Origin of the sequence: Variovorax sp. 54, from assembly GCF_002754375.1 — a bacterium.
GTDB lineage: Bacteria > Pseudomonadota > Gammaproteobacteria > Burkholderiales > Burkholderiaceae_C > Variovorax.
In genome coordinates this window covers 1,042,630-1,059,188 of record NZ_PEFF01000001.1, presented here as the reverse complement: position 1 = coordinate 1,059,188, position 16,559 = coordinate 1,042,630, and the positions used below count along the sequence as shown (strand labels likewise).

At 65.2% G+C, this 16,559-nt stretch carries 16 protein-coding genes; 10 read left to right on the top strand and 6 right to left on the bottom strand.

What is annotated here, in order from left to right:
• Positions 1-6: 6 nt before the first annotated feature.
• The 3 genes from CLU95_RS04715 to CLU95_RS04705 form a co-directional block, all read right to left on the bottom strand.
• A complete protein-coding gene (locus CLU95_RS04715) occupies positions 7-780 on the bottom strand; it encodes an ABC transporter permease (RefSeq protein WP_099790885.1) in 774 nt (257 codons plus the stop codon).
• 31 nt (positions 781-811) lie between these two features.
• On the bottom strand, positions 812-1,804 hold the full coding sequence (locus CLU95_RS04710) for a tripartite tricarboxylate transporter substrate binding protein (RefSeq protein ID WP_099790883.1): 993 nt from the start codon (positions 1,802-1,804) through the stop codon (positions 812-814).
• A 176-nt stretch (positions 1,805-1,980) separates the two neighbouring features.
• Complete coding sequence (locus tag CLU95_RS04705; RefSeq protein ID WP_099790881.1) at positions 1,981-2,637, bottom strand: TetR/AcrR family transcriptional regulator; 657 nt, start codon at positions 2,635-2,637, stop codon at positions 1,981-1,983.
• Positions 2,638-2,732: 95 nt separating this feature from the next.
• Between CLU95_RS04705 and CLU95_RS04700 the strand changes: the two genes are divergently transcribed.
• The gene (locus tag CLU95_RS04700) at positions 2,733-4,457 is read left to right on the top strand and encodes a thiamine pyrophosphate-binding protein (protein ID WP_099790879.1); all 1,725 of its coding nucleotides are present in this window, start codon (positions 2,733-2,735) and stop codon (positions 4,455-4,457) included.
• Here CLU95_RS04700 and CLU95_RS04695 read toward each other — a convergent pair.
• Positions 4,423-4,716, bottom strand: coding sequence for a hypothetical protein (locus tag CLU95_RS04695; protein WP_099790877.1), 294 nt, complete (start codon positions 4,714-4,716; stop codon positions 4,423-4,425). The genes CLU95_RS04700 and CLU95_RS04695 overlap by 35 nt on opposite strands.
• A 97-nt stretch (positions 4,717-4,813) precedes the next feature.
• Between CLU95_RS04695 and CLU95_RS04690 the strand changes: the two genes are divergently transcribed.
• Complete coding sequence (locus CLU95_RS04690; protein WP_099790875.1) at positions 4,814-5,593, top strand: AraC family transcriptional regulator; 780 nt, start codon at positions 4,814-4,816, stop codon at positions 5,591-5,593.
• Positions 5,594-5,633: 40 nt separating this feature from the next.
• On the opposite strand, the gene CLU95_RS04685 is transcribed toward CLU95_RS04690, so the two are convergent.
• Both CLU95_RS04685 and CLU95_RS04680 read right to left on the bottom strand, forming a co-directional pair.
• Complete coding sequence (locus tag CLU95_RS04685) at positions 5,634-6,092, bottom strand: SWIB/MDM2 domain-containing protein (protein ID WP_099790873.1); 459 nt, start codon at positions 6,090-6,092, stop codon at positions 5,634-5,636.
• Positions 6,093-6,247: 155 nt separating this feature from the next.
• A complete protein-coding gene (locus CLU95_RS04680) occupies positions 6,248-7,177 on the bottom strand; it encodes a DMT family transporter (protein ID WP_099790871.1) in 930 nt (309 codons plus the stop codon).
• A 35-nt stretch (positions 7,178-7,212) separates the two neighbouring features.
• On the opposite strand from CLU95_RS04680, the gene CLU95_RS04675 reads away from it, so the two are divergent.
• The 8 genes from CLU95_RS04675 to pheT all read left to right on the top strand — a co-directional run bounded on the left by CLU95_RS04675 (position 7,213) and on the right by pheT (position 16,557).
• Entirely contained in the window at positions 7,213-7,635 is a 423-nt protein-coding gene (locus CLU95_RS04675; protein ID WP_099797115.1) for a gamma-glutamylcyclotransferase family protein, read from the top strand.
• A 205-nt stretch (positions 7,636-7,840) separates the two neighbouring features.
• Entirely contained in the window at positions 7,841-9,172 is a 1,332-nt protein-coding gene (aceA, locus tag CLU95_RS04670; protein WP_099790869.1) for an isocitrate lyase, read from the top strand.
• Between the two features lie 329 nt (positions 9,173-9,501).
• Positions 9,502-11,409: a threonine--tRNA ligase gene (gene thrS, locus CLU95_RS04665; RefSeq protein WP_099790867.1), complete on the top strand. Its 1,908-nt coding sequence runs from the start codon at positions 9,502-9,504 to the stop codon at positions 11,407-11,409.
• Between the two features lie 102 nt (positions 11,410-11,511).
• Positions 11,512-12,135 (top strand): translation initiation factor IF-3, encoded by a 624-nt coding sequence (gene infC / locus CLU95_RS04660; RefSeq protein WP_099790865.1) that lies wholly within the window; start codon positions 11,512-11,514, stop codon positions 12,133-12,135.
• A gap of 153 nt (positions 12,136-12,288) precedes the next feature.
• Entirely contained in the window at positions 12,289-12,492 is a 204-nt protein-coding gene (gene rpmI, locus CLU95_RS04655) for a 50S ribosomal protein L35 (protein ID WP_007832497.1), read from the top strand.
• Positions 12,493-12,516: 24 nt separating this feature from the next.
• Positions 12,517-12,876 (top strand): 50S ribosomal protein L20, encoded by a 360-nt coding sequence (gene rplT / locus CLU95_RS04650; RefSeq protein ID WP_007832499.1) that lies wholly within the window; start codon positions 12,517-12,519, stop codon positions 12,874-12,876.
• A 112-nt stretch (positions 12,877-12,988) separates the two neighbouring features.
• The gene (gene pheS / locus CLU95_RS04645) at positions 12,989-14,065 is read left to right on the top strand and encodes a phenylalanine--tRNA ligase subunit alpha (RefSeq protein WP_099790862.1); all 1,077 of its coding nucleotides are present in this window, start codon (positions 12,989-12,991) and stop codon (positions 14,063-14,065) included.
• A 50-nt stretch (positions 14,066-14,115) separates the two neighbouring features.
• Positions 14,116-16,557, top strand: coding sequence for a phenylalanine--tRNA ligase subunit beta (pheT, locus tag CLU95_RS04640; RefSeq protein ID WP_099790860.1), 2,442 nt, complete (start codon positions 14,116-14,118; stop codon positions 16,555-16,557).
• Positions 16,558-16,559: the final 2 nt, after the last annotated feature.

The window sequence follows — 16,559 nt, the reverse complement described above, 5'->3', positions numbered from 1 at the left end:
GGGAGTTCACTGCACGTGGCGCTGCGAGGCATGCCACGGAATCATCACGCGCTCGACCAGGTCGACGGCGACGAAAAGAATGACGCCGATGCTCGACAGCACGACGAGCGCGGCGAACATCAGCGGCAGGTCGAAGTTGCCGTTGGCCACCTGCAGCACGTAGCCGATGCCTGAGTTGGAACCGACGAATTCGCCGACCACCGCACCCACCACGGCCAGCGTGACCGACACCTTCAGGCCGCTGAAGATCGCGGGCAGGGCCTGCGGCAGGCTGATCTTGAAGAAGGTCTGCAGGCGGCTCGCGCCCATCGAGCGGGCCAGGTCGAGCATGTCGGGCTCGACCGACTTGAAGCCCATCACCGTCGACACCACCACCGGGAAGAAGCCCAGCAGGAAGGCGCTGATCACCTTCGGGAAGATGCCGAAGCCGAACCACACCACGAACAGCGGCGCAATCGCGACCTTGGGGATGCTCTGCGAGAACACCAGCAGCGGGTACACGTACGACTCGACGAGCCGCGAGTAGGCGATGACCATCGCGATCGGAATGCCGATGACGATCGTCAGCCCGAAGCCGCCGAGCGTGGCGAGCGTGGTCTTCCAGGCTTCGGCGAGCAGGCGCGGCCATTCGGCCACGAGCTGCTTCACGACCTCCCACGGCGGGGGAATGAGGTAGGCCGGAATCTTGAAGAGGCGGATCGTCAGGTCCCACAGCACCAGCAGCAACAGGATCAGGAAGAACGGGCGCAGGGCCGGGGAGAGCAGGAGCTTGCGGAACATGGCGACGACGACTGGAGCCTCTTGTTGCGGACTACGGCTGGACCGACAGGCCGGCGGCCTTCACGAGCTGCGCGTTGCTCGCGATCTCGTCCTTGATGTAGACGTCGAACTGCTCGGGCTTGAGCGTCCAGGCGTCGGCGCCCAGCTTGAGGAAGCGCTCCTTCACCTCGGGCGTGGCCAGCGCCTTGACCACTTCGTCGTGCAGGCGGTTGACGACGTCGCGCGGCGTCTTGGCGGGGGCCATCATGCCGATCCAGAAGTTGAACTCGGAGCCCGGCACGCCGGCCTCGGTGGTGGTGGGCACGTCGGGCAGGGCGGCGGCGCGCTTGGGCGAGCCCACGGCCAGTGCGAGCAGCTGGCCGTCCTTGATCTGGCCGATGACGGGCGCGATGGGCGAGAAGTAGTAGTCGACGCGGCCCGACAGCACCTCGGTGACGGCTTCACCCGATCCCTTGAAGGGGATGTTGGTCGCGTCGATCTTCGCGGCCATCTTGAACTTCTCGGCGTTCAGGTGCGTGGCGCTGCCCTGGCCGGCCGAGGCGAAGTTCATGCTGCCGGGCTTGGCGCGCGCGGCGGCCAGCAGCTGCGGCAGGGTCTTGATGTTCTTGCTGGGCGAGATGACCAGTGCGTTGGGCAGCGACGAAATGGGCGTGACGCCCGCGAAGTCGTGCAGCGTGTCGAAGGGCAGCTTGGCGAAGGTGGAGGGGCTGACCGTGTGCGACGACGAATGGATCATCACCGTGTAGCCGTCGGGCGCAGCCGTGGCCACCGCCTGCTGGCCGATGGTGCCGCTGGCACCGCCGCGGTTGTCGATGACCAGCGTCTGGCCCATGCTGAGGCTCATCTTGTCGGCGATGGCACGGGCAATGATGTCCGTCGTGCTGCCGGCAGCGAAAGGAACGATCACGCGGATCGGCTTGGTGGGGTAGCCGTTCTGCGCTGCGGCCAGGCCCGGCAGCAGGGCGGCGATGCAGGTCAGCGAGGCAAGGACGGTGGTGCGTGCAGTGCTGGCAAGGGGCTTCAAGGTGTGTCTCCGCGCGGTCGGGCCGCATTCTGGGATCGATCAATTCACCAATGAGTGAATTAACGATTTTAGGAACGGCTGCGCCGCAGCGTCAACGGCGGCGGCCTAGTGATTACCCGGAGAACGAGAAGGAGGGTGGGTGCGCCCGCGGCGGGGCGCGCGCCGGTCGTCGTCGGTCAGTGCAGGACGTAGCCCAGCACGAGGTCGGTCATGTGCGAGAGGCGTTGCGCCATCGCCTTGGGGGCACGCAGGTCACGCCCGAAAATGGCCGACAGCGTGTGGTTGTTCGAGAGGTAGAAGTAGCACAGCGACGCGATGGAGATGTACAGCTGCACCGGGTCGACGCCGGCGCGGAACAGGTCGTCTTTCTTGCCGCGCTCCAGCACGGTGGCCAGCAGTTGCACCAGCGGCGAGTTCATCTCCTGGATGCGGTCGGAGCGCTTCAGGTGCGAGGCGCCGTGCAGGTTCTCGCTGTTGAGCAGCGTGATGAACTCGGGGTGCTCCAGGTAGTAGTGCCAGGTGAACGACACCAGCTGGCGAATGGCTTCGACGGGCTCGATCTCGTCCAGGTGCAGGCGCTGTTCGGCGGCGCGGATGTCGGCGTACACACGCTCGAGCACGGCCAGGAACAGGTCGTCCTTGCTGCCGAAGTAGTAGTAGATGAGGCGCTTGTTCAGGCCTGCGCGCTCGGCAATGCTGTCCATGCGCGCTCCGGCGAGCCCGCGCGCGGCGAACTCGTCGCGCGCCGACGCGAGGATGGCCAGCTGCGAGCGGTCGGCGTCGCGCGAGCGCGGCTCGAGCGTTTCGGGCAAAGAGTCCTTGGGGGCCTTCATGACGCGAATTTAACCAATTGGGGAATTAAGACAAGGCGTGGAAGGCGGGCGCACATAATTGCCGGAGACATTTGCAACTGAGGTTCGAATTTTTCATGAGTACATCACAACCCGCCGGCCACCTGATCGTCGAGTGCCTGGTCGAACAAGGCATGCAGGTCGCCTTCGGTGTGCCGGGCGAGAGTTTCCTGGCGGTGCTCGACGGCTTTCATGCGTACCGCGACCGCGCACGCTTCGTGGTGAACCGGCAGGAGGGCGGCGCAGCCTTCATGGCCGAGGCGCACGGCAAGCTCACGGGGCGGCCGGGCGTGTGCTTCGTGACCCGCGGGCCGGGCGCGACCAATGCATCGATCGGCGTGCACAACGCGTTCCAGGATTCGACGCCGATGGTGCTGTTCGTCGGCGACGTCGGCAGCGACTTCCGCGACCGCGAGGCCTTCCAGGAAGTGGACTACGCCAGCTTCTTCGGCCCGAGCACCAAGGGCTTCGCCAAGCGTGTGGAGCGCATTGACGACGCCGACCGCATTCCCGAATACATCGCGCGCGCCTTCTCCACCGCCATGAATGGCCGGCCGGGCCCGGTCGTGCTGGTGCTACCAGAAGACATGTTGCGCTCCGAGACGTCGGCACGGCCGTTGGCGCGCGTGGAAGCGGTCCAGCCGTGGAGCGACCCGGGCGCGCTGCGCACGCTGCGCGAGCTGCTGCTGAAGTCGCAACGCCCGCTGGTGATCGCAGGCGGTGGCGGCTGGACGACGCAGGCGGCCCAGGCGCTGCAGCGCTTTGCTGAGAACTGGCGCCTGCCGGTGGCGAACGCCTTCCGCTTCCAGGACACCTTCGACAACCACCACCCGCTGTACGCGGGCGACGTGGGCATTGGCATCAATCCGAAGCTCGCGCAGCACGTGAAGGACGCCGACCTGATCCTGGCCATCGGCCCGCGCCTGGGCGAGATGACGACCGGCGGCTACACGCTGCTCGAAGCGCCGAAGGCCAAGCAGACGCTGGTGCACATCCACGCGAGCGCCGAGGAACTGAACCGCGTCTACCAGGCCGACCTGGCGATCAACGCCGGCATGAGCGCTGCCGCGCGCAGCCTCGAGGTGCTGAGCGCGCCGCCTTCGCTGCCGTGGGAAGACTGGGCGCAGCAGCTGCATGCGGACTACGAAGCCTGGCTCGAGCCGCAGGCGCTCACCGGCATGCCGGCCGAAACGCCGCGCGGCGCGGTCGACATGGCGGCCGTGGTGGCGCTGCTGCAGAAGCACCTGCCGGCGGATGCAGCCATCACCAACGGTGCCGGCAACTTCGCGAGCTGGGTGCATCGCTACTTCCGCTACCACGGGCTCGCCAAGGGCGCCAAGACGCAGCTGGCGCCGACCAGTGGCGCGATGGGCTACGGCGTGCCGGCCGGCATTGCGGCGAGCATTGCGACCGGGCGCGTGGCCTTCACCATCGCGGGCGACGGCGACTTTTTGATGAACGGGCAGGAGCTGGCGACGGCCTCGCAGCACGGCGGCAAGAGCATCGTCGTGCTGCTCAACAACGGCATGTTCGGCACGATCCGCATGCACCAGGAGCGCGAGTACCCCGAGCGCACCAGCGGCACCGCGCTGCGCAACCCGGACTTCTGCGGGCTGGCGCGTGCGTATGGCTACGCGGCCGAGCGCGTCACCGAGACGGCGCAGTTCGAAGCGGCGCTGCTGCGCGCGCTGGCGGCCGACACGGGCACGCTGATCGAGATCCCGCTCGACCCCGAAGTGATCACCACGCGCGGCACGCTGGCGTCGATCACGCGCGCGGCGAAGCAGCAGGCGCAGGGCTGAGCGTCGCGCGATGGCGGGCCACCTCGTCGCGCAGCGCGGGCGAGCGCAGTTCGAAGACGTCGAACAGGCCCAGCGCGGCGAGCGTGGGGACGAGCGACAGCAGGTCGTTGCGGGCGATGCGGCGTGCGTCGGCTGGCGCGTTGGCGTCCTCGAGCACGCGCGCATTCGCGAGGAAGGCGCCGACCGAGCCCTTGCGCACGGTGTGGCCGTCGATGACGGCGAAGTCCTGACCGTCGGGAATGATGTCTTGCGCTTTCATGGTTGTTCCTTGGTGGCGATGCATCCGATGCTAGGCAGCAGAGGGGCGCCCGGCTTGCGGCGCGGGGCCAATCGATACCGCCAGCGGGCCAGCAGCCATGGCGGTTGAGTCGCCCGCGACGCTCTGGCGCTACGCGCACGAAGCAGCGCGCGTCACGGGCTACCACGCGCACGAGACCGGCCAGCTGTTCGCACTGCGCGAAGGCCTGCAGGTCATCGAGACGCCCGCAGGTCGCTGGGTGCAGCCGCCGGGATGGATCGGCTGGATTGCGCCGCGCTGCGCCCATGCCGCACAGAGCTTCGGGGCTACGTCGGGGTGGAGCCTGCACATCGATGCATTGGCTGCGGCGGTGCTGCCGGACGGGCCGCATGTCTTTGCCGCCACGCCGCTGGTGCGGGAGCTGGTGGCGCGGCTGATGTCGCTGGAGGCATCCGATGCGCTGCTGGAGCCCCGTCGCATGCGATTGGTGGGGGTGCTGATCGACGAGCTGGTGGTTGGCGGGCGCGAGTCGCTGCACCTGCCCATGCCGCAGGACCCGCGGCTGGTGGCGATGGCGAGCGCACTGGCCAATGATCCGGCGTTGGCCGATGGCATCGACGACTGGGCCGATCGCATCGGCATGGCCCGTCGCACGCTCACGCGGCGCTTCGCAGCAGAGACGGGATGGAGCTTCGCGCAATGGCGCCAGCAGGCGCGCTTGCTGAAGGCGGTGGAGTTGCTGAGCCTGGGCGAGTCGGTGACGGCCGTGGCGCTGACGGTGGGCTACAGCTCGGTGAGCGCCTTCATCGAGGCCTTCCGCAAGCACTTCGGCCGCACGCCTGCGCGCTTCTTCGAGGCGGGTGGCGGCGTGCCGCAGGCGAAAAAAAAGCCCGCATGACGCGGGCTTTTTGACTCAGAAGCACGAGGCTCCCGAACGCTTACTTGACGTGCTTGCCAATCAGCGCTGCCAGTTCGAACATCGAAACCTGGGCCTTGCCGAAGATTTCCTTCAGCTTGGCGTCGGCGTTGATGTTGCGCTTGTTGGCCTTGTCTTGCAGGTTGTTCTTCTTGATGTAGTCCCACAGCTTGCTCACCACAGCGGTGCGCGGCAGAGGCGTCGAACCGACCACAGCGGCGAGTGCCGGGCTGGGGGTCAGGGCCTTCATGAACGCAGCGTTGGGGGTGCGCTTCTTGGCGGGAGCAGCCTTCTTTGCAGGAGCAGCCTTCTTCGCAGGAGCAGCAGCCTTCTTTGCCGGAGCGGCAGCCTTCTTCGCAGGAGCAGCAGCCTTCTTGGCGGGCGCCGCTGCCTTCTTGGCCGGAGCGGCCTTCTTTGCAGGAGCCGCAGCCTTCTTTGCGGGAGCGGCTTTCTTCGCCGGAGCTTTCTTTGCAGTTGCCATGGTTGATTTCCTTTTTTGGTTGAACGTTCACCAATGAAAAACTTGCGTCTCCAGTGGCAATGCGGATGCTAAATGAGAAAAAACGCGTTTCCAAGGGAAAAAGCGCTTTTTTCATTGGGAGCTGTTGTTTTTTCAGAGGGGAGAAGGGGCGTTGTTCACGTTCGTCGCCCCGGCCACGTCGCCAGCACCACGCCCACGAGGGCGATCGCGAACGCAAGCAGCTGTGGCGAAGTGAGGTTTTCCCCGAGCACGAGCACCCCCACGAGGGCCGCACTCACAGGCAGCAAGACAGTGAAGACACCCGCTTGCGCCGCTGGTACGTGGCGAAGTCCGGTCATCCACAGCCACACGGTCCAGATGCTGGCGGCCAGTGCGTAGGCCACCAGCAGCGCCCAGGTGCCGAAGCGCACGGCAGTGAAGTCGAACTGCAGCGCGAACCAGATGCCGAAGGGCATCGACAGCACGAAGCCCCACAGGTTGATGAGCGAGGCGATGCGCTTGGGCCCCAGCTTGCCGGTGAGCGACTTGCCGATCACCGCGTAGGCGGCCTCGCAGAGCACCGCGCAGAACACGAGCAGGTTGCCGAGCCAGGGCATCGACGGTGCGCCGACCCCACTGCCGGTGGCGGTCGGTGCATGCGTCGGCGTGAAGGCGAGCAGGCCGATGCCGATCGCGGCGCAGCCGATGGCCAGCCCGATGCGCGCCGTGATGCGCTCACGCAAGAAGAGCCAGCTGGCCACCGCGACCACGGCCGGGATCGACGCCATGATCACGCCGGCCGACACGGCGCTGGTGAGGCTCACGCCGAACAGCATGCAGATCGAGAACAGGAAGTTGCCGAGGAAGGACTCGAGGAAGACGAGCCCGCGCGTGCGTGCGCTCATGGGCGGCTCGTCGGGCGTGGGCCGCAGCCAGTGCGGCATGGCGAGGGCCGCGATGCCGAAGCGCAGCCAGGCCAGCAGCAGCACCGGGAAGGCCGCCACCAGCGGCTTGGAGAGGGCGACGTAGACGCCGACGAGCGACATGCTCAAGGCCAGGCAGCCGTAGGCCACGAGGCGGCCGGAGGTGGAAGCGGCGGGGTTCAATAGACTGGGCACTGGTTGTTGATCGGATGGATTCGATGATGCCCCACGTTCTTGTCTACGGCACGCTGCGGCGCGGCGGGCGCAACGACATCGCGCGCTACCGGCCGGCGCCGGTGTTCGTTGGCGAGGCCGTCATTGCCGGCACGTTGTACGACCTGGGCGCGTACCCGGGCGTGGTGCTCGGCGGGGCAGGGCGCGTGAAGGGCGAGGTGTATCGCATTGCGCCGGAGGTCGAGCGCGAACTCGACCGGCTCGAAGAAGTGGCCGACGACGATTCGGGCGAGTACATCCGACGCAGCGTGCGCGTGGCGGTGGGAGCGAAATGGGTCGAGTGCCTGGTCTACGAGATCCATCCGATGCGCATCGCGGGCCGTCGCGTGATCGACGGCGGCGACTGGATCGCGCATGCCGCGGAAATCGCAGGGGAAGCGCGTTCGTTTTCACAACCGAAAGAGTGATTCCGTATCGCGAAAACTCAGACTGTTGCGCCGCAATATTTTTTCTCAATATGAGAAAAATAATTTCTCATTGAGAAATATCTCTGTAAGTTGTTGATTTTGTTGGTTCAAAAATATGTCTTCTATAAGACATAAGAGTCCGCAATCGGATTACAGTAACCCCACGGCCGCAACGCCAACCTTCAATCAACCTCACGGAGTGACCATGCCCCAGACCCTGAACGAACAACTGAGCCGCGAACAGCAAATTGCCGCCCTCGAAAAGGACTGGGCCACCAACCCGCGCTGGAAGGGCGTGAAGCGCGGCTACAGCGCAGCCGACGTGGTTCGCCTGCGCGGTTCGCTCCCCATCGAGCACACGCTGGCCAAGCGCGGCGCTGAAAAGCTCTGGGACAAGATCAACGGCGGTGCCAAGAAGGGCTACGTGAACGCCTTCGGCGCGATCTCCGCCGGCCAGGCCATGCAGCAAGCCAAGGCCGGCCTGGAAGCCGTGTACCTGTCGGGCTGGCAAGTCGCCGCCGACGGCAACACCTCGGAAACGATGTACCCCGACCAGTCGCTGTACGCCTACGACTCGGTGCCGACGATGGTCCGTCGCATCAACAACACGTTCAAGCGCGCTGACGAAATCCAGTGGGGCCGCGGCATCAACCCGGGCGACAAGGAGTTCATCGACTACTTCCTGCCGGTCGTGGCCGACGCGGAAGCTGGCTTCGGCGGCGTGCTGAACGCCTTCGAGCTGATGAAGAACATGATCGCGTCGGGCGCTGCCGGCGTGCACTTCGAAGACCAGCTGGCTGCCGTCAAGAAGTGCGGTCACATGGGTGGCAAGGTGCTCGTGCCGACGCAGGAGGCCTGCGAGAAGCTGATCTCGGCACGTTTCGCTGCCGACGTGATGGGCGTGTCGACCATCGTTCTGGCCCGCACCGATGCAGAAGCTGCGAACCTGATCACGTCCGACCACGACGCCAACGACAAGCCTTTCCTGACGGGCGAGCGCACGCAAGAAGGCTTCTACCGCGTCAAGAACGGCCTGGAGCAAGCCATCAGCCGCGGCGTCGCCTACGCCCCGTACGCCGACCTGGTGTGGTGCGAAACCGGCGTGCCCGACATCGGCTTCGCCCGTGAGTTCGCGCAAGCCGTGCACGCCGCCTGCCCCGGCAAGCTGCTGTCGTACAACTGCTCGCCGTCGTTCAACTGGAAGAAGAACCTGGACGACAAGCAGATCGCCTCGTTCCAGGAAGACCTGTCGGCGCTGGGCTACAAGTACCAGTTCATCACGCTGGCCGGCATCCACATCAACTGGTTCAACACCTTCCAGTTCGCCCACGCCTACGCTCGCGGCGAAGGCATGAAGCACTACGTGAACATGGTGCAGGAACCCGAGTTCGCCGCACGCGACAAGGGCTACACCTTCGTGTCGCACCAGCAGGAAGTCGGCGCCGGCTACTTCGACGACGTGACCACCGTGATCCAGGGTGGCTCATCCAGCGTGAAGGCGCTGACCGGCTCGACCGAAGAAGAGCAGTTCCACTGAGCTGCCTTCGCTGATCGCTGAGTGACGGCGCGCTGCGCTGTCGCCCCCGAGCCCGGCTCCGTGCCGGGCTTTTTCGTGGGCGTTCCGACGAATGGGCGCGGTCCCACGGCCCGCACAGGCAGCGGCTAGAATCGCCGACTCTGCACTCAACAAGAGCGAGAAAGGCACCTTGGTTATGACACCGCGAACTACCCCGCAAGGATTCGGCGGCTTTTTCTTCTTCGAAGGAAAGGGCCGGTAGCCCCGCGCTCGCTGGTTTTTCCAGCGCACCAACCAAGCAAAGCGCGGCATCCACCGCGCTTTTTTGTTTTTCTCCCCGAGGTTTTCACATGATCCAGATCACGCTCCCCGACAACTCGCGCCGCGAGTTCCCCGGCCCGGTTTCGGTGGCCGAAGTGGCCCAATCCATCGGCCCCGGCCTCGCCAAGATGACGGTGGCCGGCAAGGTCGACGGCAAGCTCGTCGATGCCAGCGATGTCATCGACCGCGATGCCAAGCTGCAGATCATCACGCCCAAGGACGACGAGGGCCTGGAGATCATTCGCCACTCGACGGCCCACCTGGTCGGCCACGCGGTGAAGCAGCTGTACCCGACGGCCAAGATGGTGATCGGGCCCGTGATCGACGAAGGCTTCTACTACGACATCTCGTTCGAGCGCCCGTTCACGCCCGAAGACATGGCCGCCATCGAGGCGCGCATGCGCGAGCTGATCGCGCAGGACTACGACGTGGTCAAGAAGATGACGCCGCGTGCGGAGGTCATCGAGGTCTTCAAGTCGCGCGGCGAAGACTACAAGCTGCGCCTCGTCGAAGACATGCCCGACGAGCAGGCCATGGGCCTGTACTACCACCAGGAATACGTCGACATGTGCCGCGGCCCGCACGTGCCGAACACGCGCTTCCTGAAGGTCTTCAAGCTCACGAAGCTGGCCGGCGCCTACTGGCGCGGCGACGCCAAGAACGAGCAACTGCAGCGCATCTACGGCACGGCCTGGGCCGACAAGAAGCAACTCGACCAGTACATCCAGCGCATCGAGGAAGCCGAGAAGCGCGACCACCGCAAGCTGGGCAAGGAACTCGACCTGTTCCACATCGACGAAGTGGCGCCGGGCGTGGTGTTCTGGCACCCCAAGGGCTGGGCGCTCTGGCAGCAGGTCGAGCAGTACATGCGCGGCATCTACCGCGACACGGGCTACTGGGAAGTGAAGAGTCCGCAGATTCTCGACAAGAGCCTGTGGGAGAAAACGGGCCATTGGCAGAATTACCGCGAAGGCATGTTCGTCACGGAATCCGAGAAGCGCGAGTACGCCCTCAAGCCGATGAACTGCCCGGGCCATGTGCTGATTTTCAAGAGCGACCTGCGCAGCTACCGCGACCTGCCGCTGCGCTACGGCGAGTTCGGCCAGTGCCATCGCAACGAGCCCAGCGGCGCGCTGCACGGCATCATGCGCGTGCGCGGTTTCACGCAGGACGACGGTCACATCTTCTGCACGGAAGACCAGATCCTCGACGAGTGCATCGCGTACACGGCGCAACTGCAGAAGGTGTATGCCGATTTCGGCTTCACGGACATCCTCTACAAGGTCGCCACGCGGCCCGAGAACCGCGTCGGCTCCGATGAGTTCTGGGACAAGGCCGAACACGCGGTGATGGAATCGCTGCGCCGCTCGGGCGTCGATTTCGTGATTGCGCCCGGCGACGGCGCGTTCTATGGCCCGAAGATCGAGTACACGCTGCGCGACGCGTTGGGCCGCCATTGGCAGTGCGGCACGATGCAGGTCGACTACAACACGGCCGAGCGCCTCGGCGGCGAATACGTGACGGAATCGAGCGGCCGCGCCCACCCGGTGATGCTGCACCGCGCCATCGTCGGTAGCCTCGAGCGCTTCATCGGCATGCTCATCGAACACCACTCCGGCGCGATGCCCGCATGGCTCGCTCCGGTGCAGGTGGCGGTGCTCAATATCAGCGAAGGACAGGCCGATTACGCTGCGCAAGTTGCGAAAACGCTGCAAAATCAAGGGCTTAGGGTCCAGCTCGACCTGCACAACGAAAAGATTACGTATAAAATACGGAAGCATTCGTTGCAAAAGCTCCCTTACATCCTCGTCGTGGGCGACAAGGAAAAGGAAGCAGGTGCCGTCGCAGTGCGCGCCCGGGGCAATCAAGACCTCGGTGCAATGTCCCTCGAATCGTTCACGCAACGGCTCGTCCAGGACGTTGCTGACAAGCGTTGATTTGTCTCTGAAACACCCTCATATGTTTCCCTGCCAAGTCGTGTCGCCTGTCCGCGAAGACTGAACGGCGATCGCTACAGATTTTGTAGCAAACTTTGAAGGATTCTGACCATCGCTACTGCATTTCGCGACCGCCGCCACCGCGAGGAACGCCAACACCGCCTGAACCGGGAAATCATGGCCCCGGAAGTCCGCCTTGTAGGCCCGGAAAACGAGCCAATGGGTGTTATGAGTCTCTCGGAGGCCTTGCGCCTTGCTGGCGAGGCCGATGTGGATCTGGTGGAGGTCGTTGCTGCGGCCAATCCGCCCGTGTGCCGCCTGATCGAGTACGGAAAGTTCAAGTACCACGAGCAGAAGAAGGCAGCCGAGGCGAAGTCGAAGCAGAAGGTCATCGAGGTCAAGGAAATCAAGTTCCGGCCCGGTACCGACGATGGCGACTACAACATCAAGATGCGCAACATCAAGCGCTTTCTTGAAGAGGGCGACAAATGCAAGATCACGCTGCGCTTCCGCGGCCGCGAGATCACGCACCAGGAGCTCGGTTTGGCACTCTTGCAGCGCATTCGCGACGAACTGGGCGACACGATCATGGTCGAGCAGTTCCCGAAGCTGGAAGGCCGCCAGATGATCATGATGATCGCGCCGGGCCGCAAGAAGGTTGGCAGCGCGGCGCCGAAGCCGGCTGCAGATGCTGCGCCGGCAGCAGCGCCCACGGCAACCGCCTGAGGCATTTGCAGTAGACGGGTTTTGAAGGGATTTCGCCCTGGCCCGCATTTCGAAAGAAGTGCAGGCGGGGGCGAGATAAAGAAGTGTCTCGGGGCCAACAAGTCCGTGGAGTATCCGCGGCGCCTCACGAGCACAAACTAAAGGAGCATTCATATGCCCAAAATGAAGACCAAGAGCAGCGCGAAAAAACGTTTCCGCGTTCGTCCCGGTGGCACCGTCAAGCGCGGTCAAGCCTTCAAGCGTCACATCTTGACGAAGAAGACCACCAAGAACAAGCGTCACCTGCGTGGTGCAGTCGCAGTGCATGAAACCAACATGGTTTCTGTCGCCGCCATGCTGCCCGGCCGTGGCATTTAATTCAGACGAACAAGGAGTAAACACATGCCTCGCGTCAAACGTGGTGTAACGGCTCGCGCCCGCCACAAAAAAGTTCTCGCACTCGCCAAGGGTTTTCGCGGTCGCCGCGGTAATGTCTTCCGCGTCGCCAAACAGGCGGTGATGAAGGCTGGGCAATACGCCTACCGTGACCGTCGTACCAAGAAGCGCGTGTTCCGTCAGCTGTGGATCGCGCGTATCAACGCCGCCTCGCGTGAACTGGGCCTGACCTACAGCCAGTTCGCCAATGGCATCCGCAAGGCCGGTATCGAGATCGACCGCAAGATGCTTGCGGACATCGCCGTGCACGACAAGGCCGCTTTTGCCGGCATCGTGGAGCAGGTCAAGGCCAAGCTGGCTGCTTGATCTTGCACAGCAGGTCGCCGTCTTCGGACGGCTTCTTGCGCCCACGGCTCAAGGGCTGGCGCTTGAAAAGGCTCCAGCTCTTTTTTATTTCCCCTCGAAGATTTTTGTTGCTATGAACGAGTTGGACTCCCTGGTCGACACCGCACGCGCCGCCTTCGCCGAAGCGAAAACGCCCGCAGAGCTCGAAAACGCCAAGGCCCAGTTCCTTGGCAAGTCGGGCCGCATCACCGAGCTGATGAAGGGCATGGCCGCGCTGAGTGTCGAAGAGAAGAAGTCCCGTGGCGCCGCGATCAACGTCGGCAAGCAGGCCATCGAGGCCGCACTGACCGACCGCCGCCAGCAACTCGCCGACGAAGAACTCTCGCTGCAACTGCGCGCCGAAGCGCTCGACGTGAGCCTGCCCGGCCGCCACCGCGCCGGCGGTGGACTGCACCCCGTGAGCCGCACGCTGGAGCGCATCGAAGAGATCTTCTCGAGCATGGGCTTCGACGTGGCTGACGGTCCCGAGATCGAGAGCGACTGGCACAGCTTCACCTCGCTGAACAACCCGCCGAACCATCCGGCGCGTTCGATGCAGGACACCTTCTACGTCGACCTCAAGGGCGACGACGGCATTCCCTACAACCTGCGTCCGCACACCAGCCCGATGCAGGTGCGCTACGCCCACCAGCACACCAAGAAGTACGCGGCCGAGTTCGCAGCTGCTGCCGCCGACGCCACCGGCACCGTGAAGGCGCCCGAGATCCGCGTCATCGCACCGGGCCGCACCTACCGCGTCGACAGCGACGCCACCCACTCGCCGATGTTCCACCAGTGCGAAGGCCTGTGGCTCGGCGAGAACGTGAGCTTCAAGGACCTGAAGGTCGTCTTCACTGACTTCTGCCGCACCTTCTTCGAGCGCGACGACCTCGTGTTGCGCTTCCGCCCGAGCTTCTTCCCGTTCACCGAGCCGAGCGCCGAGATCGACATCCAGTTCGCGAGCGGCCCATTGGCCGGCCGCTGGCTCGAAGTTGCCGGCTCGGGCCAGGTGCACCCGAACGTCGTGCGCAACATGGGCCTGGACCCCGAGCGCTACATCGGCTTCGCCTTTGGCATGGGCCCCGACCGGCTCACGATGCTGCGCTACGGCGTGAACGACCTGCGCCTCTTCTTCGACGGCGACCTGCGTTTTCTCTCGCAGTTCCAGTGATTCACTGACACGCCCTTTCCAAACCAGAAAAACAGATCGAGATCGAAGAGATGCAATTCCCGGAATCCTGGCTGCGCGAGTTCTGCAACCCGCCCCTCGACAGCGCCACACTGGCCGAAACGCTCACCATGGGCGGCTTCGAGGTTGAAGAGCGCCGTCCGGTGGCGCCGCCTTTCACGCGCATCGTGGTCGGCGAAATCAAGGAAGCCGTGCAGCACCCGAACGCCGACCGCCTGCGCGTGTGCCAGGTCGACGTGGGGCAGGGTGCCTTGCTGAACATCGTGTGCGGCGCGCCCAATGCGCGCGTCGGCATCAAGGTGCCGTGCGCCCTCGTCGGCGCCGAACTGCCGCCGGGTGAAGACGGCAAGCCTTTCCTCATCAAGCTGGGCAAGCTGCGCGGCGTTGAAAGCGAAGGCATGCTGTGCTCGGCGCGCGAGCTCGGCCTGAGCGAAGACCACGGCGGCTTGCTCGAGCTCGACGCGAATGCGCCCCTCGGCGCCGATGTGCGCGACGTGCTCAAGCTCGACGACGCGCTGCTCACCCTCAAGCTCACGCCCAATCTGGCGCACGGCCTCTGCGTGTACGGCGTGGCGCGCGAACTCTCTGCGCTCACCGGCGCACCGCTGAAGACGCCGGCCATCGCGCCCGTGGCCACGTCGTTCTCCGATGTGCTGCCCGTCAAGGTCGAAGCGCCTGACCTGTGCGGTCGTTTCTCCGGCCGCATCGTGCGCGGCGTGAACACCAAGGTCGCGACGCCGGCCTGGATGGTCGAGCGCCTCGCGCGCTGCGGCCAGCGCAGCGTGACGCCGCTGGTCGACATCTCGAACTACGTGATGTTCGAGTACGGCCAGCCCAGCCACATCTTCGACCTCGACAAGATCCACGGCGGCCTCACGGTGCGCTGGGGCAAGGCGGGCGAACAGCTCAAGCTGCTCAATGGCACGACGATCACCGTCGACGAAAAAGTCGGCGTCATCGCCGACGACCGCGAAGTCGAATCGCTCGCCGGCATCATGGGTGGCGATGCCACCTCGGTCTCCGACGACACGCGCAACATCTACGTCGAGGCCGCCTTCTGGTGGCCCGAGGCCGTGCAAGGCCGTTCGCGCCGCTTCAACTTCTCGACCGACGCCGGCCACCGCTACGAACGCGGTGTCGACCCGAGCCGCACGGTGCAGATCATCGAGCGCATCACGCAACTGATCGTCGAGATCTGCGGCGGCGAAGCCGGCAAGATGGACGACCAGACGCTGCGCCTGCCCGACGCCGCGCCCGTCACGCTGCGCGTGGCCCGCGCCGCGCGCGTCATCGGCATGCCGCTGACGCAGGCGCAATGCGCCGACGCGCTCAACCGCCTCGGCTTCGCCCTCGTCGAAGGCGAAGGCACGTTGACCGTCACGCCGCCGCCGCACCGCTTCGATCTGTTGATCGAGGAAGACCTGATCGAAGAAGTGGCGCGCCTGATCGGCTTCAACAACCTGCCGACGACCGCGCCGCTCGCGCCCATCACCGCCCGTGTGCGACCCGAAGCACAGCGCAGCCGCTTCGCCGTGCGTCGCAGCATCGCAGCGCTGGGGTACCAGGAAACCATCAACTTCAGCTTCGTCGAAGCGCACTGGGAGCAGGACCTCGCGGGCAACGCCAACCCGGTCAAGCTGCTGAACCCCATCGCCAGCCAGATGAGCGTGATGCGCTCGTCGCTGCTCGGCTCGCTGCTGCAGGTGCTCAAGTTCAACCTCGACCGCAAGGCGCCGCGCGTGCGCGTGTTCGAGCTGGGCCGCGTGTTCCTGCGCGACGACAGCGTCGTCACCACCGACAGCACCGTGCGCGGCGTGAATCAGCCCATGCGCGTGGCAGGCCTCGCCTGGGGCGATGCCGAGGCGTCGCGCTGGGACGGCAAGCCGCAGCGCGCCGACTTCTACGACGTCAAGGGCGATGTCGAGGCGCTGCTCGCGCCGCGCGTGCCGACCTTCGAAGTGGCCGAGCATCCGGCGTTGCACCCTGGCCGTTCGGCCCGCGTGCTGCTGGATGGCCAGGCCGTGGGCTTCATCGGCGAACTGCATCCGCGCTGGCGCCAGAAGTGGGACTTCACGCAAGCGCCCGTGCTCTTCGAACTCGACCTCGACGCCGTCACGGCGCGGCCCGTGCCCGTGGCACAGCCGGTGCCGAAGCTTCAGGCTGTCGAGCGCGACATCGCGGTCGTCGTGGCCGAAGCGGTGACGCACGATGCGCTGATGCAGGCCATCCGCGCGGGCGCGTCCGCCTCGGGCCTGCTGCGGGATGCAACGCTGTTCGACATCTACCGTCCGCAGCCCTTGCGTGAAGGCGCAGTCGCCGCGCCGGGTGCGTTGGCGCCGGGCGAGAAGAGCATGGCCGTGCGCCTGACCTTCCAGAGCGATGTCGCCACGCTGACGGACGAGCAGGTCGAACCTGCTGTCCGTGCAATCGTCGAACAACTGGGCGCCACCCTGGGCGGCCGCTTGAGAGGATGAAG